This window comes from Burkholderia latens (genome assembly GCF_001718795.1).
Lineage (GTDB): Bacteria > Pseudomonadota > Gammaproteobacteria > Burkholderiales > Burkholderiaceae > Burkholderia > Burkholderia latens_A.
The window spans coordinates 221,516-240,935 of the sequence record NZ_CP013435.1; the positions used below are offsets into that span (position 1 = coordinate 221,516).

The window sequence follows — 19,420 nt, forward strand, 5'->3', positions numbered from 1 at the left end:
ATGACGATCACGCCCGAACACCTCTCCTACGTGCTGCGCCTCGCGGACAACGCGCTGATTCTCGGTCAGCGCAACGCCGAATGGTGCGGCCACGGCCCTGTCCTCGAGGAAGACATCGCGCTCACCAACATGAGCCTCGACCTGATCGGCCAGGCCCGCATGCTTTATACGCACGCGGCCGAACTCGAACGCCAGCTCAACGGCACGACAAAGACCGAAGACGATTACGCGTATTTCCGCACCGAACGCGAGTTCGCGAACTTCACGCTCACCGAACTGCCGCACTACGGCCCGCTCACCGGCACCGCGCGAGCGGACAAGGACTACGCGGTGACGATCGCGCGCAACTTTCTCTACGCGGCGCTGATGCTGCACGTGTGGACCGCGCTCGAAACGTCGACGGACGCGCAACTCGCGGCGATCGCCGCGAAATCGGTGAAGGAGACCCGCTATCACGTGCAGCATGCACGCGAATGGCTGGTGCGCCTCGGCGACGGTACCGACGAATCGCATCGCCGCGCGCAGGCCGCACTCGACTACCTGATTCCGTATACGCGCGAATTCTTCGCGGCCGATGCGATCGATGCGGCAATCGCCGAGCAAGGTATCGGCCCCGCACCGGCCGGGCTCGAAGCCGCATGGCGCGCGGACGTGGAAGACGCGCTCGCCGAAGCGACGCTCGCGCTGCCGGCGCCCGTGCAGCACATCACGACCGGCAAGCAGGGCGAGCACTCGGAGCACATGGGCTACCTGCTCGCCGAAATGCAGAGCCTCGCGCGCCAGCATCCCGGCGCGAGCTGGTAACCGGCCGACTCAACGGAGCCCGACGATGTCCGCCCAGACCGCCGCCCCCGCCAATGCCGCACCCGCCGCGCGCCGCGACGACCCGTTGCTCGCGCGTGCGTGGGACGTGCTCGAAGCGGTGCCCGATCCTGAAATCCCGGTCGTGTCGATCCGCGAGCTCGGCATCCTGCGCGACGTCCGTCGCGCGGACGACGGCGTGCTCGAGGTCGTGATCACGCCGACCTACTCCGGCTGCCCGGCGATGTCGCAGATCGCCGAGGATATCGCCGCGGCGATGCAGGCGGCCGATCTGCCGCCGCACCGGATCGAGACAGTGCTCGCGCCGGCATGGACGACCGACTGGATCACGCAGGAAGCACGCGACAAGCTGCGTGCGTACGGCATCGCGCCGCCTGTCGGCCAGTGCGGCAGCGCCGCGCCGCGCGAAAACGTCGTGCGCTTCGTGCCGCGCCCCGTCGCCGCGCCGGTCTGCCCGCGCTGCGGCTCAGCAAACACCGAGCGTCTCGCGCAATTCGCGTCCACGGCGTGCAAGGCGCTGTATCGCTGCGTCGATTGCCGCGAACCCTTCGACTACTTCAAACCCTATTGATCATGGCGACCCCGCAATTTCACCCGCTGCGAATCCGCGACGTGCGGCCCGAGACCGCCGACGCCGTCACCGTCTCGTTCGACGTGCCGCCGGAGCTGCGCGACGCATATCGCTTCACGCAGGGCCAGTTCGTCACGCTGAAGACCCACATCGACGGCGAGGAAACGCGCCGGTCGTATTCGATCTGCGTCGGCACGACCGACTATGACCGCGACGGCGAACTGCGGATCGGCATCAAGCGCGTGCGCGGCGGCCGCTTCTCGAATTTCGCATTCGACACGCTGAAGCCCGGTCACACGATCGACGTGATGACGCCGGACGGCCGCTTCTTCACGCACCTGAACGCCGACCACGGCAAGCAGTACGTCGCGTTCTCCGGCGGGTCGGGAATCACGCCGGTGCTCGCGATCGTGAAGACGACGCTCGAACTCGAGCCGCGCAGCACGTTCACGCTGATCTACGGCAACCGCAGCGTCGACGCGATCATGTTCGCGGAGGAACTCGAGGATCTGAAGAACCGCTTTATGAACCGCTTCGTCTTGTATCACGTGCTGTCGGACGACCAGCAGGACGTCGAACTGTTCAACGGCGTGCTCGACCAGGCGAAATGCGCGGAATTTCTGGACACGCTCGTGCCGGCCGATGCGATCGACGAAGCGTTCATCTGCGGCCCCGCCCCGATGATGGACGCGGCCGAAGCGGCGTTGAAGGCGGCCGGCGTGCCGTCAGCGAAGGTGCACGTCGAGCGCTTCGGCACGCCGCTGCCGCAGGCCGGCGCGCCCGTCGTGGAGATCACCGACCAGACGCCGGCCGCCGATCTCGAAATCGTGCTCGACGGCAAGAAGCGCAAGCTGCGCCTGCCTTACGAGGGCGTGAGCCTGCTCGACGTCGGCCTGCGCGCGGGCCTTGCGCTGCCGTACGCATGCAAGGGCGGCGTGTGCTGCACGTGCCGGGCGAAGGTGATCGAAGGCGAGGTGCGGATGGAGAAGAACTACACGCTCGAGGACCATGAAGTGAAGGACGGCTTCGTGCTCACGTGCCAGTGTCATCCGATCAGCGACAAGGTCGTCGTGAGCTTCGACGAGCGTTGAGGTACGTCGCACCGGCGCGCCGCGCCGGTTTCTCGTCGTCACACATCTCGCTTACACTAGGGGCCGCCGGCCGGCTGGACGTTGCAACGTCCGCCCGGCCGGCGGTTTTCTTTTGTTGACGACAGGCCGATGAGTACCATTCACGTGATTCAGGGCGGCACTGCCGCCGCGTCGCTGCGCGAGGCGCTCGCGCAGGCCGGACGCGACGAGCGCGTCGTAGGATTGCTCGACGATCTCGCGGTCGGACCGCTGAAGGCAGCCGACGAGACGCCCGACACGCGCGCCGCGTTCTGGCAGCGCGTGCTCGGAGACCAGATTCCCGACTGGAACGCGGAAATCGAAGCCGAGTTCGCGCGCCTCGACCAGCTCGCAATGGACACAGGGCAGGTGGTGGTGTGGCATGCACCGAGCGTCGGCGACAAGCTGCTGCTGCGCCGCGTCGCCTATCACCTGCGCAACGTGCCGCAGCGGCTGAACGAGGTGCGGCTGTCGGCCGCCGATCTCGACGCGGCGCAGCGCGCCGCACTGGTGCGCAGCGACCAGGCCTGTGCGACGGGAATGTTTCCGCCGGCGGCGCTTGCGCGCAAACGAGCAGTCGCCGCGCCGATCTCGGTGCTGCGCATCGGCCGCCTCGCGCTGGAATGGCAGGAGGCGAAGCACCTGAACGCCGAGCTGCGCTACTGGATCAGCAACACGATCAAGAGCGGCCACTACGCGGATCTCGATGCGCTGATCGTTGCTCACGCCGAATCGGGCTGGCAGCCCGCGCGCCGTCTCGTCGGCGCGATCATGGCCGGCGCCGATCGCGGCGGCCTCTTCGTCAGCGACTCGATCGCGTGGTGGCGCTGCCGCGAACTCGCTGCAGCGGGCCGGCTCGAGCTGCAGGACGACGCGCCGGCCGCCCTCTCTTCCACGCTGGTGCGCGCGGCAGCCGCGCCGCGCCAACGCTAACTTTCCGCATTCGACCATGGCCCGTACCCGAGCGCCCGACCACGAATCCCAGCGCGAGCAGATCCTCGATCTCGCCGCAAAAAAATTCGCGCAGACGAGCTACCCGAGCACGTCGATGTCCGATCTCGCCACCGCGAGCGGCACGTCGAAGGCACGTCTCTATCACTACTACGAGAGCAAGGAAGCGATCCTGTTCGACCTGCTCGACCGCTACACGAAGCGGCTGATGCTGATCATCGCCGAGGTGGAAGGCGCGAGCCAGCGGCGCGGGCTCAGCGAGCGCGATGCGTTCGCCGAACTCGTTCGCGCGTTCCTGGCCGAGTACGAGACGTCGCATAGCCGCCACGTCGCGCTGCTCAACGACGTGAAATATCTCGAGGACGCGCAGCGAGAAATCGTGCTGGACCGCCAGCGCGACATCGTCGCGGCCTTCTCGCGCCAGCTGGCCCGCGCGTATCCGGACCGAATCTCGAAGGAGAACCAGACATCGGTCACGATGATGGTGTTCGGGATGATCAACTGGACGTTCACATGGCTCAAGCCGGGCGGCCGCCTCGGCTACCGCGACTTCGCCGAACAGGTCATCGACCTGATGGAACACGGGCTGTCGCAGCGCGCGTAATTGCCGCATAGCAGCAGATGTTGCGCAACGGGCACACAGCCGCGGGCCGACAGGCGTTTCATATGATGAATTTTAAATCTGTTTAAAATCAAACAGATAGAAGATTAACTAAGCAGGTTTAGAATTCCCCCTCAGCATAAATACCGTCAAATACGGGTTTTCCCCAACCCCGGTCGGGTAGAATGCTGTTGCGTCGCACAAGCCGTTTGTGCAGCAACACACTGAGGAACCCACGATGAACACGCAATCGACCCGCCGTGCCGCCGCTGTTGGCCACGCCGGTACTGCGCCGGTTCTCGTCAGGGAACTGGCTTCCAAAGACCGTGAGCGCATGCTCACTCACTTTCTCTCGCTCAACGAAGAGGATCGCCTGCTGCGCTTCGGCCAGATGGTGCCCGATCACGTGATCGAGAATTATGTCCGCACGATCGACTTCGGTCGGGACACCGTGTTCGGCGTGTTCGACCATGCGCTCGAACTGATCGGCGTCGGCCATCTGGCATATCTGCCGGCGGAAGGCGACACGCGCACGGCCGAATTCGGCGTGTCGGTGCTCGAAAGCGCGCGCGGCCGCGGCGTCGGCTCGAAACTGTTCGAGCGCGCGGCGATCCGCAGCCGCAACACCCGCGTGACGACGCTGTATATGCATTGCCTGTCGCGGAATGCGACGATGATGCACATCGCGAAGAAGTCCGGGATGCGCATCGAATACGCATACGGCGAGGCCGATGCATACCTGTCGCTGCCGCCGGCCGACCATTCGACGATTCTGGCTGAAATGCTGCAAGAGCAAGCCGCGGTGTTCGACTATGCGCTGAAGCGCCAGGCGCACCGCACGTCGAAGTTCATCGAATCGCTGATGCCGGCCGCGCTGACGGCGTGACATCGGCCGGCCGGGCGGCCCGTGGGCGCCCGGCCATTCCCCTCTTCCCCCGCCTGTTCCCGCTAGCGCACGGACCGGATCGGCAACGCCGTCGTTTCCTTGAAGCAGTCGAGCGAAAAGCTCGTTTTCACGTCGATCACCGACGGATGATGCAGCAGATGCTCCTGCACGAAGCGGGAGAAATGCGCCATATCCTCGACCTGCACGCGCAGCAGGTAATCCATGTCGCCCGTCATCGCGTGGCACGCGACCACTTCCGGCCACGTCTGAACGGCCGCGCGAAACAGCTCCGCGTGGGTCGCGCCCGCGCGCGCCGACGTCTCGTCGGCCCGGACCGGCGCGAGACCACCGCGCTTCTCCAGCCGCACGCTCACGTAGGCGAGCAAGTCGAGCCCGAGCTTCTGCGGATCCAGCAGCGCGACGTAGCCGGTGATCACGCCGATCTCCTCGAGCCGCCGGATTCGCCGCAGGCACGGGCTCGGCGACAGGTTCACGCGCTCGGCGATCTCCTGGTTCGACAGGCGGCCGTTCTCCTGAAGAATCGCGAGAATTCGCCGGTCGATGGCATCCAATTCCGCTTGAGCCATCTTCTGCTTCCCAATGATTATTTTGAGACTGGAAATTGCGCCATCGTAGGCGCAGGCGACTAAGTTCGCAAGTTTCCGCTCGCGTCCGCCCGCTACACTCTGTCGCATGTCTCGACTCGTCGCGCACGCTCATCGCAGGCCCGGCCGTCGACATCGAACCACGCCGGGCACACGCACGCCGCCCCGGCCGATCGCCCCGCACAGGAGACACGACATGCAGATTCCCAACTGGGACAACCCCGTCGGCACCGACGGCTTCGAATTCATCGAATACACCGCCCCGGATCCGAAAGCGCTTGGACAACTGTTCGAACGGATGGGCTTCACCGCGATCGCGCGTCATCGCCACAAGGACGTGACGGTGTACCGCCAGGGCGACATCAACTTCATCATCAACGCCGAGCCCGATTCGTTCGCGCAACGCTTCGCGCGGCTGCACGGCCCGTCGATCTGCGCGATCGCGTTTCGCGTGCAGGACGCCGCGAAGGCTTACAAGCACGCGCTCGAGCTGGGCGCATGGGGCTTCGACAACAAGACCGGCCCGATGGAGCTGAACATCCCGGCGATCAAGGGCATCGGCGATTCACTGATCTATTTCGTCGACCGCTGGCGCGGGAAAAACGGCGCGCAACCGGGCGCGATCGGCGACATCAGCATCTACGACGTCGACTTCGAACCGATCGCCGGTGCCAATCCGAACCCGGTCGGCCACGGCCTCACGTACATCGACCATCTGACGCACAACGTGCATCGCGGCCGCATGCAGGAATGGGCGGAGTTCTACGAGCGGCTGTTCAACTTCCGCGAAGTGCGTTACTTCGACATCGAAGGCAAGGTGACGGGTGTGAAGTCGAAGGCGATGACGTCGCCGTGCGGCAAGATCCGCATTCCGATCAACGAGGAAGGCTCGGAAACGGCCGGCCAGATCCAGGAGTACCTCGACGCGTACCACGGCGAAGGCATCCAGCACATCGCGCTCGGCACGAACGACATCTACCGCGCGGTCGACGGCCTGCGCAGCAAGGAAGTGAAGCTGCTCGACACGATCGACACGTATTACGAGCTGGTCGACCGCCGCGTGCCGAACCACGGCGAATCGCTCGAAGAGCTGAAGAAGCGCAAGATCCTGATCGACGGCGCGCGCGACGACTTGCTGTTGCAGATCTTCACCGAGAACCAGATCGGGCCGATCTTCTTCGAGATCATCCAGCGCAAGGGCAATCAGGGCTTCGGCGAAGGCAACTTCAAGGCGCTGTTCGAATCGATCGAGCTCGACCAGATCCGCCGCGGCGTGGTTCAGGACAAGGCCTGACGAACGCGGCCGAGTAGGCCGCCAGGCGAGCGAATCGGTGCATATGGAAAAGGGCGGGAATCTCGCGATTCCCGCCCTTTTTTCGTTTTCTCGTTCCGGCGCGGCCCGGCGGCCACGCGAACGGATCAACGCACGGCCGCCTTCGCGACGGCAGGCTCGGCCGCCGGCTGCGCATCGACGCCCTGCGCCGACACGGGCTGACGCATCTGCGCGCCGGCTGCCGCCAGTGCGCTCGCGCCGTGCGCGTGCACCGGGCCGGTCATCGCGAAAAACGCGGCGGACACGATCAGGAAACTCTGGATATGACGAGTGTTCATTGCACCTCCTTTAAAACTGCCGGCGCCTCCCCGGATGTGTCGAAACGAGCGACACGGCCGGGCACCTCCGGCAGGCCGACAAGATTAACGGCATTTGCGCGACGAATGGACCGGCTTTACATGCTTTTACATGATGTAACGCAATGCCACGGCCGGCTTCGTTGACGCGCGGCGGCACGCGCGCCGGTGGGCGGCGGGTTTATCCCAGTGCTACCATCATCTGAAACCGGCGAATATGCCGGCCACTGCCGACACGTTCACAAGACGTCGACGCAATCGAAGTTTTGGTGATCCCAAACCGGGTGGAGGAGACAGTTAATGAATGCCCCGCTAGACGCAGACCAACGCGCGTCGCTCGAAGCCGCGCTGAAGTCCGTCACGCTTGACGACAAATACACGCTCGAACGCGGCCGCGCGTACATGAGCGGCATCCAGGCGCTCGTGCGCCTGCCGATGCTCCAGCAGGAACGCGACCGCGCCGCCGGCCTCAACACGGCCGGCTTCATCTCCGGTTATCGCGGCTCGCCGCTCGGCGGGCTCGACCTGTCGCTGTGGAAGGCGAAGCAGCACCTCGCGGCGCACCAGATCGTCTTTCAGCCCGGTCTCAACGAAGATCTCGCCGCCACCGCCGTGTGGGGTTCGCAGCAGGTGAACCTGTACCCCGGCGCGAAATACGACGGCGTGTTCGGCATGTGGTACGGCAAGGGGCCGGGCGTCGACCGCACCGGCGACGTCTTCAAGCACGCGAACTCGGCCGGCTCGTCGAAGCACGGCGGCGTGCTCGTGCTCGCCGGCGACGACCACGCAGCGAAATCGTCGACGCTCGCGCACCAGTCTGAACACATCTTCAAGGCCTGCGGCCTGCCGGTGCTGTTCCCTTCGAATGTGCAGGAATATCTCGACTTCGGGCTGCACGGCTGGGCGATGAGCCGCTACTCGGGCCTGTGGGTTGCGCTCAAGTGCGTGACGGACGTCGTCGAATCGTCGGCCTCGGTCGACATCGACCCGCATCGAACCGAGATCGTGCTGCCGACCGACTTCATCCTGCCGGAAGGCGGGCTGAACATCCGCTGGCCGGACCCGCCGCTCGTGCAGGAAGCGCGGCTGCTCGACTACAAGTGGTACGCGGCGCTCGCGTACGTGCGCGCGAACAAGCTCGACAGGATCGAGATCGACTCGCCGCATGCCCGCTTCGGGATCATGACGGGCGGCAAGGCGTACCTCGACGTGCGCCAGGCGCTGATCGACCTCGGCCTCGACGACGAAACGTGCGCGCGGATCGGTATCCGCCTGTACAAGGTCGGCTGCGTGTGGCCGCTGGAGGCGCAGGGCGCGCAGGCGTTCGCGCGCGGGCTCGACGAGATTCTGGTCGTCGAGGAAAAGCGCCAGATCCTCGAATACGCGATCAAGGAAGAGCTGTACAACTGGCCCGACGCGCAGCGCCCCCGCGTGTTCGGCAAGTTCGACGAGAAGGACGGCGCCGGCGGCGAATGGTCGGTGCCGATGGGCAACTGGCTGCTGCCCGCGCACTACGAACTCTCGCCGGCGATCATCGCGAAGGCGATCGCGACGCGGCTCGAGAAGTTCGAATTGCCGTCCGACGTGCGCGCGCGCATCGCCGCGCGGCTCGCGGTGATCAATGCGAAGGAAATGGCGCTCGCGAAGCCGCATGTGCAGACCGAGCGCAAGCCGTGGTTCTGCTCGGGCTGCCCGCACAACACGTCGACCAACGTGCCGGAAGGCTCGCGCGCGATCGCCGGGATCGGCTGCCACTACATGACCGTGTGGATGGATCGCAACACGAGCACCTTCAGCCAGATGGGCGGCGAAGGGGTGCCGTGGATCGGCCAGGCGCCGTTCACCGATGAAAAGCACGTGTTCGCGAACCTCGGCGACGGCACCTATTTCCATTCGGGCCTGCTGGCGGTGCGTGCGGCGATCTCGTCGAAGGCGAACATCACCTACAAGATCCTCTACAACGACGCGGTCGCGATGACGGGCGGCCAGCCGGTCGACGGCGTGCTGACGGTGCCGCAGATCACCCATCAACTCGCGTCCGAAGGCGCGAAGAAGATCGTGATCGTCACCGACGAACCCGAGAAGTACGACAGCCAGAAAGCGCTGCTCGCGCCGGGCGTGACGATCCACCATCGCGACCAGCTCGACGACGTGCAGCGCGAGCTGCGCGAGATCGAAGGCACGACGATCCTGATCTACGACCAGACCTGCGCGACCGAGAAGCGCCGCCGCCGCAAGCGCGGCACGTATCCGGATCCGGCGAAGCGCGTGGTGATCAACGACGCGGTGTGCGAAGGCTGCGGCGATTGCTCGGTGCAGTCGAACTGCCTGTCGGTCGAGCCGCTCGAAACCGAGTTCGGCACGAAGCGCCAGATCAACCAGTCGACCTGCAACAAGGACTTCTCGTGCGTGAAGGGCTTCTGCCCGAGCTTCGTCACGGTCGAAGGCGGCCAGCTGAAGAAACCGAAGGCCGTGTCGGTCGACGGCAACGCACTGCCGCCGATTCCGGAGCCGACGCTGCCGGCGATCGACCGCGCGTACGGCGTGCTGGTCACGGGCGTGGGCGGCACGGGCGTCGTCACGATCGGCGCGCTGCTCGGCATGGCCGCGCATTTGGAGAACAAGGGCGTGACCGTGCTCGACGTCACGGGCCTCGCGCAAAAGGGCGGCGCCGTGATGAGCCACGTGCAGATCTCGCACGCGCCGACCGACATCCATGCGACGCGGATCGCGATGGGCGAAGCCGATCTCGTGATCGGCTGCGACGCGATCGTCACGGCCGGCGACGAATGCACGTCGCGGATGCGGCACGACGCGACGCGCGTGGTCGTCAACAGCTCGCAGACGCCGACCGCCGAGTTCATCAAGAACCCGAACTGGGCGTTCCCGGGGCTGTCGGCCGAGAACGACATCCGCGCGGCAGCCGGCGAAGCGGTGGATTTCATCGACGCGAACCGTTTCGCGGTCGCACTGCTCGGCGATGCGATCTACACGAACCCGTTCGTGCTTGGCTATGCGTGGCAGAAGGGCTGGCTCCCGCTGACGCTCGCGTCGCTCGAACGCGCGATCGAGCTGAACGCGGTGTCGGTCGACAAGAACCGCGCGGCGTTCGACTGGGGCCGGCGCGCCGCGCACGATCTCGCGAGCGTGAAGCAGGCCGCGGCCGGCGACGTACGCCCCGCGCAAGGCGCGACGGTGATCTCGCTGCACACGAAGAAGGCGGTCGATGCACTGATCGCGAAGCGCGTCGAGTTTCTCACCGCGTACCAGAACGCCGCGTACGCATCGCGCTACGCGGCCTTCGTCGACAAGGTGCGCGCGACCGAGCGCACGCTCGCGGACGGCGACGCAACGCAGGAGCCGCTGACCGAAGCGGTCGCGCGCAACCTGTTCAAGCTGATGGCGTACAAGGACGAATACGAGGTCGCGCGGCTGCAGTCCGATCCCGCGTTCCTCGCGCGGCTGTCGTCGCAGTTCGAAGGCGACTGGAAGGTGAAATTCCACCTCGCGCCGCCGCTGTTCGCGAAGAAGGATGCACATGGCCATCTGATCAAGAAAGCGTACGGCCCGTGGATGCTGTCGGCGTTCCGGCTGCTCGCGAAGGCGAAATTCCTGCGCGGCACCGGGCTCGACCCGTTCGGCCGCACCGAGGAACGCCGGATCGAGCGCGCGCTGATCGGCGAGTACGAAGCGCTGATCGGCGAAGTGCTGGCCGGGCTGAACGCGGCCAACCGCCCGCTCGCGCTCGAGCTCGCGGCGTTGCCGGACGGCATTCGCGGCTACGGCCACGTGAAGGAGAACAACCTGCGCGCGGTGCGCCAGAAGTGGGACACGCTGCTCGCGAAGTGGCGTTCGCCGACGGGCGGCCAGTCGCGTCAGCAGGTCGCATGACCGGGCGGGACGGGCGTTCGCGGTAACGACGCCCGCTCCCGCACGGCGGGCCTCGACGCTCGGCGAGGCCCGCAAAAAAAACGCCACGGAACGCAGGTTCCGTGGCGTTTTCGTTTCCGCTTGCGCCGCGCCTCGGGCGCGGTGCAAGCGAGCGCGAACTTACTTCGTGTTCGCGTTCGCGGCGGCAACCGCCGTCATATTGATGATCCGGCGCACGGTCGCAGCCGGCGTTAGGATGTGGACCGGCTTCGCCGCGCCGAGCAGGAACGGGCCGACCGTCACGCCTTCGCCGCCGACCATCTTCAGCAGGTTGTAAGCGATGTTCGCAGCTTCGACGTTCGGCATGATCAGCAGGTTCGCTTCGCCCGACAGCGTCGTACCGGGGAACGCGGCCTTGCGGACCGCTTCGGACAGCGCCGCATCGCCGTGCATTTCGCCGTCGACTTCGAGGTTCGGTGCGCGCTCGCTGATCAGCTTGCGGGCTTCGGCCATCCGGCGCGACGACGCCGACGGCGCGCTGCCGAAGTTCGAGTTCGACAGCAGCGCAGCCTTCGGCGCGATGCCGAAGCGCTCGATCTCGGCGGCCGCCTGGATCGTCATGTCGGCGAGCTGCTCGGCGCTCGGCAGTTCGTTCACGTAGGTGTCGCACAGGAACAGGTTGCGGCCCGGCAGCATCAGCAGGTTCATCGCCGCGTAGTGTTCGGCGCCCTGCGCACGCCCCAGCACCTGCTCGATGAACTTCAGGTGCGTGTGGTACGTGTCGATCATCCCGCAGATCATCCCGTCCGCATCGCCCAGATGCACGAGCATCGCGCCGATCAGCGTGTTGAACTTGCGCAGCGCGGCCTTCGCCACTTCGGGCGTGACGCCGTCGCGCGCGCCGATCTCGTGGTACGCCTGCCAGTAGCGGTGGTAGCGCGTGTCGTCTTCCGGATTCACGATCTCGAAATCGACGCCGGCCTTCAGCTTCGAGCCGATCTTCGCGAGGCGCATCTCGACGACCGACGGACGGCCGACGATGATCGGCTTCGCGATCTTCTCCAGCAGCACGAACTGCGCGGCACGCAGCACGCGCTCGTCTTCGCCTTCGGCGAACACGATGCGCGCTTCCTTCTTCTTCGCGGTCGCGAACACCGGACGCATCACCATGCCGGTGCGGTAGACGGTTGCGCCGAGTTGCTCGCGGTACGCGTCCATGTCCTGAATCGGGCGCGTCGCGACGCCCGAGTCCATCGCGGCCTGCGCGACGGCCGGCGCGATCTTGATGATCAGGCGCGGATCGAACGGCTTCGGAATCAGGTAATCCGGGCCAAACTCGAGCGAGTGCCCTTCATACGCCTTCGCGACTTCCTCGCTCTGGTCGGTTTCCTGGGCCAGCTCGGCGATCGCGCGCACGCACGCGAGCTTCATTTCTTCCGTGATCGTCGTCGCGCCGACGTCGAGCGCGCCGCGGAAGATGAACGGGAAGCACAGCACGTTGTTGACCTGGTTCGGGTAGTCCGAACGGCCGGTCGCGACGATCGCGTCCGGACGCACGGCCTTCGCGTCTTCCGGGCGGATTTCCGGTTCCGGGTTCGCGAGCGCCAGGATCAGCGGACGCTCGCCCATCGTCTTGACCATGTCCTGCTTCAGCACGCCCGCGCTCGAGCAGCCGAGGAACACGTCCGCGCCGACGATCGCGTCGGCGAGCGTGCGCGCGTCGGTGGTCGCCGCATAGCGCTGCTTCGACGGATCGAGGTTGCCGCGGCCTTCGTAGATCACGCCCTTCGAATCGGTGACGAGGATGTTCGACTTCGTGAGACCGAGATTCACCAGCAGGTCCAGACACGCGATCGCCGCGGCGCCGGCGCCCGAGCACACGAGCTTCACGTCGGCGAGATTCTTGCCGACCACCTTCAGGCCGTTCAGGATCGCGGCCGACGCGATGATCGCGGTGCCGTGCTGGTCGTCGTGGAAGACGGGAATCTTCATGCGCTCGCGCAGCTTCTGCTCAATGTAGAAGCACTCGGGCGCCTTGATGTCCTCGAGGTTGATGCCGCCGAGCGTCGGCTCGAGCATCGCGATCGCGTCGACGAGCTTGTCAGGGTCGGACTCCGACAGTTCGATGTCGAACACATCGATGCCCGCGAATTTCTTGAAAAGGCAGCCCTTGCCTTCCATCACCGGCTTCGCGGCCAGCGGCCCGATGTTGCCGAGACCGAGCACGGCGGTGCCGTTGGTCACGACGCCGACGAGGTTGCCGCGCGACGTGTACTTCTGCGCGTCGAGCGGATCGGCGTAGATCGCCTCGCACGCGGCGGCGACGCCCGGCGAATACGCGAGCGACAGATCCAGCTGGTTCGACAGCGGCTTGGTCGGCGTGACCGAAATCTTGCCGGGTTTCGGGTTCAGGTGATAGGCGAGAGCGGCCTGCTTCAGTTGTTCGTCCATGATTGACCTGCGAGAGACATGCGGAATTTTGACGGTTCAGTACACAGCACCTTGGGCCGCGTCTGCTTGAATCGAGGGGGTGGTCGACTGCGAGACGGCACGCGACGCGCCGGGTCGGCACGCCATCGAACCTTGACGGGTGGCAAGAGGAAAGTACAAAGTACTGAACGATTTCTAAGGGTCGCCTAGTGTACACCCCCTAAATGACCTCTGTTGGTGCAACGCCGCATCCCGCGAATCGACATCCCCGCGATCCTTCCCCGTTTGTTTCGCCGGTGGCGAGCCGCGCGCCGAACCCGCGCGAATTCCGCCGAAAACCGGCCTGAATCGGGTAAAATAGCCGGCTACGCGCGCAGCGATGCGATTGGCCCGCCGATCGCACCCCCGCCCCTCGGGCAGGTTCCCCTTGCTGCGCCACCGGGCCCGCGCCCGCTCTTCGCTCATCACCCAAGGAATGCCCATGACAGGCTACGATCGTCAGTCGATCTCGGATACGACCGCCAAAATCCTGCTCGAAGTGCAGGCGGTGCACTTCAATGCCGAAAAACCGTTCATCTTCACGTCCGGCTGGGCAAGCCCCGTCTACATCGACTGCCGCAAGCTGATCTCGTATCCGCGCGTGCGTCGTGCGCTGATGGAAATGGCGGAAACGACGATCATGCGCGACGTCGGCTTCGAGCAGATCGATTCGGTGGCGGGCGGCGAGACGGCCGGTATCCCGTTCGCGGCATGGCTCGCGGACCGGATGATGGTGCCGATGCAGTACGTGCGCAAGAAGCCGAAGGGTTTCGGCCGCAACGCGCAGATCGAGGGTCATCTGGAAGAAGGCTCGCGCGTGCTGCTGGTGGAAGACCTGACGACCGACAGCCGCAGCAAGATCAACTTCGTGAACGCGCTGCGCACCGCGGGTGCGACGGTGAACCACTGCTTCGTGCTGTTCCACTACAACATCTTCAAGGAAAGCGTGTCGGTCCTGAAGGACATCGACGTCGACCTGCACGCGCTCGCGACGTGGTGGGACGTGCTGCGCGTCGCGAAGGCATCGGGCTACTTCGAGACCAAGACGCTCGACGAAGTCGAGAAATTCCTGCACGCACCGGCCGAATGGTCGGCTGCGCACGGCGGCGCAACCGCGCCGAAGGAATGACGCGGCGCCGGCTTGCTGGCCGGCATCCCCGCTGAACGTGGCTTCCAAAAACCGCTCGCTTCACCGCGAGCGGTTTTTTTTCGTCGGTCGATCAAGATCAGGATCATGCCGAATCGCCGGCCACTGCCTGCATCCTCATCGAACCCTAATGCTAGACTTGATCCATCGCCGCCATCAGCTGCGCGGGCAACGTACAACGCCAACAATGCCGGGAGCCTCGCCCGGCCCACGTGACGGGAGATGCGCCATATGCGTGTGGATCGCCGGATCACTTCGCCTGCGTCTCCGGGTCGTCCGTCTCCGTTCATCGCCGCCCTTCTCTGCGCCGCCGCGTGCGCCGCGCTCGCTCCGCTGCCCGCACGCGCGCAAGGGCCGTTCATCCTGTCGAGCAACGAACTCGCGTCCGGCGGCCGCGTACGCGCGGCGAACGTGTTCGACCGCGGCGATTGCAAGGGCGAAAACCGTTCGCCGCAGCTCAGCTGGCGCAATCCGCCGCCCGGCACGCGCGCGTACGCGATCACGATCTTCGATCCGGACGCGCCCGGGCACGGCTGGTGGCACTGGGCCGTCGCCGGCATCCCGGCAACCGTGACGAGCCTGCCCGCCGACGCGAGCGCGTCCGGCTTCCTGCGGCGCATCGGCGCGACCGAAGCGCGCAACGACTTCGGAATCGACGGCTACGGCGGTCCGTGCCCGCCGCCCGGCAAGCCGCACCGCTATGTAATCACCGTCTACGCGCTGAAGGGCACGGACCTGCGCGTCGCGCAGGGACGCCCCGCGCCGATGTTCGAGCACGAGATCGGCACGCTGACGATCGGCACCGCACAACTGACGGTGACCTACGGGCAATAAGCCCTTGCGCGGCGCCGCGCGCACGCGATGTCGCGATTACGCGCGGCCGCGAATTTCAGTGCGTCGCGGGCGCGCTTTCCTCTCGTCATTTCAGCTTGCTAGACTCGGCGGCACCGGTCGCGGCATCCCGCCGCGCATCCGTCGCGCCGCCCGCGTGCGGCGCGTGACGCGGCAGGCCGCGGCGCCCGCCGTGTCGTCCCTTTCCGGAGAACGCTTCATGTCGAACATCGTCATCGTCTATCACAGCGGCTACGGTCACACGCAGAAACTGGCCGACGCCGTCCACGCCGGCGCGCAGGATGCCGGCGCAACCGCAAGCCTGATCGCCGTCGGCGACCTCGACGACGCGGGCTGGGCCGCGCTCGACGCGGCGGACGCGATCGTCTTCGGCGCGCCGACCTACATGGGCGGCCCGTCCGCGCAGTTCAAGCAGTTCGCCGATGCCACGTCGAAACCGTGGTTCACGCAGAAATGGAAGGACAAGATCGCCGCAGGCTTCACGAACTCCGCGACGATGAACGGCGACAAGTTCTCGACGATTCAATATTTCGTCACGCTCGCGATGCAGCATGGAATGGTCTGGGTCGGTACGGGCATGATGCCGGCCAACTCGAAGGCGGCTACGCGCAACGACATCAATTACGTCGGCGGCTTCACGGGCCTGCTCGCGCAGTCGCCGGCGGATGCGACGCCCGACGAGGGCCCGCTGCCCGGCGACCTCGAAACCGCGAAGGCGTTCGGCCGGCGCGTCGCCGAAGCGACCGCGCGCTGGGTGGCCGGCGGCCGCTGAACGCGATCGTACGCCGGTCGGTCCGCCCACTGGCGCCGCCGGCGGCGACCGCGCGGCGCCGCGCGCGCCAAAGGGACACAAGACGGCCCGCGGGCCGTCTTTTTTCGACCCGTGCGGTGCAGGGCCGCCGGCTCACGCCTTAAAATGGCGGTTTCAGGGCGCCGCGGCTCCCGTTTCATTCAGTGAGAGCGAAATGAGCACCAAAGTTTTTGTCGACGGCCAGGAAGGCACGACCGGCCTCAAGATCTTCGAATACCTGTCGGCGCGCAACGACATCGAGATCCTGCGCATCGAGGAAGCGAAGCGCAAGGACGTCGACGAGCGCCGCCGTTTGATCAACGCGTCGGACGTCACGTTCCTGTGCCTGCCGGACGTCGCGTCGCGCGAATCCGCATCGCTGGTCGGGAACCCGAACACGACGCTGATCGATGCGAGCACCGCGTTCCGCACGAACGCCGACTGGGCATACGGGCTGCCGGAACTGACGCGCGCGCAGCGCGAAAAGATCCGCACGTCGAAGCGCATCGCCGTGCCGGGCTGCCATGCGTCGGCGTTCGTGCTTGCGATGCGCCCGCTCGTCGATGCGGGGATCGTCGCCCCGACCTTCGCCGCGCACAGCTACTCGATCACCGGCTACAGCGGCGGCGGCAAATCGATGATCGCCGAATACGAAAACGCGGCGCCCGGCGGCAAGCTCGCGAGCCCGCGGCCGTACGCGCTCGCGCTCGCGCACAAGCACCTGCCGGAAATGGCCGCGCACACGGGCCTCGTGCACGCGCCAGTCTTCACGCCGATCGTCGGGCCGTTCCTGAAGGGCCTCGCGGTGACGACGTACTTCTCGCCGGAGCAGCTCGCGAAGCGCGCGACGCCGCAGGACGTGCAGCGCGTGTTCGCCGAATACTACGCGGACGAACCGTTCGTGCGCGTCGCGCCGTTCAACGCGGACGACAATCTCGACAGCGGCTTCTTCGACGTGCAGGCGAACAACGACACGAACCGCGTCGACTTGTTCGTGTTCGGCAACGAAGAACGCTTCGTCACGGTGGCGCGCCTCGACAACCTGGGCAAGGGTGCGTCGGGCGCGGCGATCCAGTGCATGAACCTCAACATCGGCGCCGCCGAGGATACCGGCCTCAAGCGCTGATCCCCCTTGCATCGGATGCAAAGCCGGCCGCTGGCCGGCTTTTTATTTGCTCGCGCGAGGCAATAAATAAAATCCGGTTCATGGATTTACAAATATTTACAAGCTTTCGATTGCGCGATTACCGGCAAATTAATTTCACGAATTTTTCTCCAGTCGATCCCGCATAGGGATAAACCGGATATCGCCGCTTTAAACAGTGCCGTTATACGCGGGAAGGCTCCGCGGGCCGCCGATGCGTGGCGGCAACCCCACTCAAGCGGGACTCTAGCGCACTCCTCTCGTTTTAATTCTTACTGAAAGCCCGATCCGGCAAGGGCATATGGCGCGTCTTTTGTTTCAATCGCCTTTTTTAGACGAGTTCATCAATTGACAGCAAAAATCCAGGCGGCCACATTAGCTCGCACAATTAAACGATTGGAGACAGCGGCATGTCGCACGCCTTATCGAAGGGGGTGGCAACGGCCTTTGCCATCGCCCCTTTCCTGGTTGCCTGTGGTGGAGGGGATTCCGGCGGCTCGCTCGCGCCGATCAACGCGCCCCAATGTTCCGGATCGAGCTGTGGCACGCAAGGGCCGCCTCCGTCGCAGCCCGTCAACGGCGCGCTGTGTCCGGCCGACGCCGACATCGTGAAGAGCACGTACCTCGGCGGCGCCGGTAGCGGCGAGATCGTCAGCGTCAACATCGACGCAGTTGCGATGACGTACACGCTCAAGTGGCTCGAGTCGCCGATTCCGCTCGCGACCGGCACGGTCACGCCGAGCCGCGCCGGCACGACGATCACCGGCAAGGTCGTTCATCCGCCGACGGGCACGCTGCCGACCGCGGAACAGACGCGCTGCGCGTTCGTCCTCACGCCCGGCTCGGGCACGGCACCGAACGGCTCGACCTATTCGACGGCCGCCGACTTCAATCAGGCGAACCCGCCGATGCTGCTGGTCGGCATGGGCGTCGCGGGCGGCGGGATTCCCGGCGCGACGATTCAGTACGACGGGCTGACGATTACCGTCGCCGGCGTCCCGATCTACAAGAACGTCGGCCAGGTGCCGAACCGCCACTTCGACTTCTATCCGTTCCTCGGTTTCGCGAGCACGACGACCGACCTCACGAAGCTGCCGGGTACCTACAACGCACTGCTGTACCACCTGGTGCCGTCCGGCAACTACGCGACGAAGGGCACGAATTCGAGCGAGACGTTCGACGCGAACGGCGCGTGTACGTCGACGGGTTCGGGCGGCTGCCTGACGACCGGCGATCCGTGGACGGTCAACACTGCAAACGGCGGCTACCTCGACAGCGCGAAAGCGCCGCAGATCCTGCCGCAGACGCAGTTGCCGCTCGTCGGCGCGACGGGCAAGTCGGCGACCGCGCACATGGTGATCGGCCAGCTCAACGGCGCGACCGTGCCGGTGGTGGTCCGCACGGGCTACGTGTATCTGGGCACGGACCTGGCACTGCACACCGACGCCAAGGTCGACGACGAATCGGGCATCGCGGTGCTGGCCAAGGCAACCGCGATCCAGTCGGGCGCGATCGACGGCGGCTACGCGGGCGCGGATTCGAACTTCAAGTACACGGCCGCACTGATCCGCGGCGGCAACGCGTCGTTCATCAACCCGACCACGCAGGCCGAAGAAGACGGCTTCACGCTCGACTACGGCCAGGCAACGCCGGGCCTGCTCAACACGACGACGATTCCGAAGAGCGGTGCGGCCGCATCCGGCGTCGTGATCGCGACGGGCGGCCTCTATGCGGCACTGATCCAGGGCACGGTGAACGGCGGCGTCACTGCGACGTCGGCGAACGCGAGCACGTCGTCGAGCCCGTACTTCGGTGTAGGCGCGCAGATCAGCAAGTAGCGATCGGGCACGCGGCGGCGGGCTGCCTGCCGCCGCGCAATGCAGAGACGGCACGAAACGGGCGCCCGGCACGGCGCCGGCAGCACGAGCACAAGCAACAGAAGCGGCCGACAGGGAGCTGGCCGCCGCACAAGAC

The 19,420-nt window shown here is 65.8% G+C and carries 16 protein-coding genes; 13 read left to right on the forward strand and 3 right to left on the reverse strand.

Translation table 11 applies throughout. The features are described 5' to 3' along the window. The 6 genes from paaC to WK25_RS01125 all read left to right on the forward strand — a co-directional run bounded on the left by paaC (position 1) and on the right by WK25_RS01125 (position 4,940). Positions 1-804, forward strand: coding sequence for a 1,2-phenylacetyl-CoA epoxidase subunit PaaC (paaC, locus tag WK25_RS01100; protein ID WP_040143018.1), 804 nt, complete (start codon positions 1-3; stop codon positions 802-804). A gap of 25 nt (positions 805-829) precedes the next feature. Beyond that, positions 830-1,393: a 1,2-phenylacetyl-CoA epoxidase subunit PaaD gene (gene paaD / locus WK25_RS01105; protein WP_040143016.1), complete on the forward strand. Its 564-nt coding sequence runs from the start codon at positions 830-832 to the stop codon at positions 1,391-1,393. Between the two features lie 2 nt (positions 1,394-1,395). After that, on the forward strand, positions 1,396-2,484 hold the full coding sequence (paaE, locus tag WK25_RS01110; RefSeq protein ID WP_059547982.1) for a 1,2-phenylacetyl-CoA epoxidase subunit PaaE: 1,089 nt from the start codon (positions 1,396-1,398) through the stop codon (positions 2,482-2,484). Between the two features lie 129 nt (positions 2,485-2,613). Continuing rightward, a complete protein-coding gene (locus WK25_RS01115) occupies positions 2,614-3,435 on the forward strand; it encodes a DUF1835 domain-containing protein (protein WP_040143012.1) in 822 nt (273 codons plus the stop codon). 16 nt (positions 3,436-3,451) lie between these two features. After that, complete coding sequence (locus WK25_RS01120) at positions 3,452-4,057, forward strand: TetR/AcrR family transcriptional regulator (protein WP_040143009.1); 606 nt, start codon at positions 3,452-3,454, stop codon at positions 4,055-4,057. A 235-nt stretch (positions 4,058-4,292) separates the two neighbouring features. Further along, complete coding sequence (locus tag WK25_RS01125) at positions 4,293-4,940, forward strand: GNAT family N-acetyltransferase (RefSeq protein WP_040143007.1); 648 nt, start codon at positions 4,293-4,295, stop codon at positions 4,938-4,940. A 62-nt stretch (positions 4,941-5,002) separates the two neighbouring features. Here WK25_RS01125 and WK25_RS01130 read toward each other — a convergent pair whose 3' ends face one another. Beyond that, entirely contained in the window at positions 5,003-5,527 is a 525-nt protein-coding gene (locus WK25_RS01130) for an Lrp/AsnC family transcriptional regulator (protein WP_059547985.1), read from the reverse strand. Between the two features lie 214 nt (positions 5,528-5,741). Between WK25_RS01130 and hppD the strand changes: the two genes are divergently transcribed. Beyond that, on the forward strand, positions 5,742-6,839 hold the full coding sequence (gene hppD / locus WK25_RS01135; protein ID WP_040143003.1) for a 4-hydroxyphenylpyruvate dioxygenase: 1,098 nt from the start codon (positions 5,742-5,744) through the stop codon (positions 6,837-6,839). A 125-nt stretch (positions 6,840-6,964) separates the two neighbouring features. Here hppD and WK25_RS01140 read toward each other — a convergent pair whose 3' ends face one another. Continuing rightward, positions 6,965-7,156, reverse strand: a complete 192-nt coding sequence (locus WK25_RS01140) for a hypothetical protein (protein ID WP_040143001.1) — start codon at positions 7,154-7,156, stop codon at positions 6,965-6,967. A gap of 318 nt (positions 7,157-7,474) precedes the next feature. On the opposite strand from WK25_RS01140, the gene WK25_RS01145 reads away from it, so the two are divergent. Next, on the forward strand, positions 7,475-11,065 hold the full coding sequence (locus tag WK25_RS01145) for an indolepyruvate ferredoxin oxidoreductase family protein (RefSeq protein WP_069240826.1): 3,591 nt from the start codon (positions 7,475-7,477) through the stop codon (positions 11,063-11,065). A 159-nt stretch (positions 11,066-11,224) separates the two neighbouring features. Here the strand turns inward: WK25_RS01145 and WK25_RS01150 are convergent, their stop codons facing one another. After that, positions 11,225-13,495, reverse strand: a complete 2,271-nt coding sequence (locus tag WK25_RS01150) for an NADP-dependent malic enzyme (protein WP_040142997.1) — start codon at positions 13,493-13,495, stop codon at positions 11,225-11,227. A gap of 460 nt (positions 13,496-13,955) precedes the next feature. On the opposite strand from WK25_RS01150, the gene WK25_RS01155 reads away from it, so the two are divergent. From WK25_RS01155 to WK25_RS01175, 5 genes are all read left to right on the forward strand, one after another. Next, positions 13,956-14,642, forward strand: coding sequence for an orotate phosphoribosyltransferase (locus WK25_RS01155; RefSeq protein WP_006752465.1), 687 nt, complete (start codon positions 13,956-13,958; stop codon positions 14,640-14,642). A 249-nt stretch (positions 14,643-14,891) separates the two neighbouring features. Then, positions 14,892-15,494 (forward strand): YbhB/YbcL family Raf kinase inhibitor-like protein, encoded by a 603-nt coding sequence (locus WK25_RS01160; RefSeq protein ID WP_040142994.1) that lies wholly within the window; start codon positions 14,892-14,894, stop codon positions 15,492-15,494. Positions 15,495-15,711: 217 nt separating this feature from the next. Further along, complete coding sequence (locus tag WK25_RS01165) at positions 15,712-16,284, forward strand: flavodoxin family protein (RefSeq protein WP_040142992.1); 573 nt, start codon at positions 15,712-15,714, stop codon at positions 16,282-16,284. Positions 16,285-16,477: 193 nt separating this feature from the next. Then, positions 16,478-17,428, forward strand: a complete 951-nt coding sequence (gene argC, locus WK25_RS01170) for an N-acetyl-gamma-glutamyl-phosphate reductase (RefSeq protein WP_069240827.1) — start codon at positions 16,478-16,480, stop codon at positions 17,426-17,428. Between the two features lie 428 nt (positions 17,429-17,856). After that, on the forward strand, positions 17,857-19,284 hold the full coding sequence (locus tag WK25_RS01175; protein WP_040142989.1) for a DUF2957 domain-containing protein: 1,428 nt from the start codon (positions 17,857-17,859) through the stop codon (positions 19,282-19,284). The last annotated feature ends 136 nt before the right edge of the window (positions 19,285-19,420 follow it).

Excerpts from the sequence above, each read along its gene's own strand:
- paaC (WP_040143018.1), top strand. The coding sequence starts at position 1 with ATGACGATCACGCCCGAACACCTCTCCTACGTGCTGCGCCTCGCGGAC.
- paaD (WP_040143016.1), top strand. The coding sequence starts at position 830 with ATGTCCGCCCAGACCGCCGCCCCCGCCAATGCCGCACCCGCCGCGCGC.
- paaE (WP_059547982.1), top strand. The coding sequence starts at position 1,396 with ATGGCGACCCCGCAATTTCACCCGCTGCGAATCCGCGACGTGCGGCCC.
- WK25_RS01115 (WP_040143012.1), top strand. The coding sequence starts at position 2,614 with ATGAGTACCATTCACGTGATTCAGGGCGGCACTGCCGCCGCGTCGCTG.
- WK25_RS01120 (WP_040143009.1), top strand. The coding sequence starts at position 3,452 with ATGGCCCGTACCCGAGCGCCCGACCACGAATCCCAGCGCGAGCAGATC.
- WK25_RS01125 (WP_040143007.1), top strand. The coding sequence starts at position 4,293 with ATGAACACGCAATCGACCCGCCGTGCCGCCGCTGTTGGCCACGCCGGT.
- WK25_RS01130 (WP_059547985.1), bottom strand. The coding sequence starts at position 5,527 with ATGGCTCAAGCGGAATTGGATGCCATCGACCGGCGAATTCTCGCGATT.
- hppD (WP_040143003.1), top strand. The coding sequence starts at position 5,742 with ATGCAGATTCCCAACTGGGACAACCCCGTCGGCACCGACGGCTTCGAA.
- WK25_RS01140 (WP_040143001.1), bottom strand. The coding sequence starts at position 7,156 with ATGAACACTCGTCATATCCAGAGTTTCCTGATCGTGTCCGCCGCGTTT.
- WK25_RS01145 (WP_069240826.1), top strand. The coding sequence starts at position 7,475 with ATGAATGCCCCGCTAGACGCAGACCAACGCGCGTCGCTCGAAGCCGCG.
- WK25_RS01150 (WP_040142997.1), bottom strand. The coding sequence starts at position 13,495 with ATGGACGAACAACTGAAGCAGGCCGCTCTCGCCTATCACCTGAACCCG.
- WK25_RS01155 (WP_006752465.1), top strand. The coding sequence starts at position 13,956 with ATGACAGGCTACGATCGTCAGTCGATCTCGGATACGACCGCCAAAATC.
- WK25_RS01160 (WP_040142994.1), top strand. The coding sequence starts at position 14,892 with ATGCGTGTGGATCGCCGGATCACTTCGCCTGCGTCTCCGGGTCGTCCG.
- WK25_RS01165 (WP_040142992.1), top strand. The coding sequence starts at position 15,712 with ATGTCGAACATCGTCATCGTCTATCACAGCGGCTACGGTCACACGCAG.
- argC (WP_069240827.1), top strand. The coding sequence starts at position 16,478 with ATGAGCACCAAAGTTTTTGTCGACGGCCAGGAAGGCACGACCGGCCTC.
- WK25_RS01175 (WP_040142989.1), top strand. The coding sequence starts at position 17,857 with ATGTCGCACGCCTTATCGAAGGGGGTGGCAACGGCCTTTGCCATCGCC.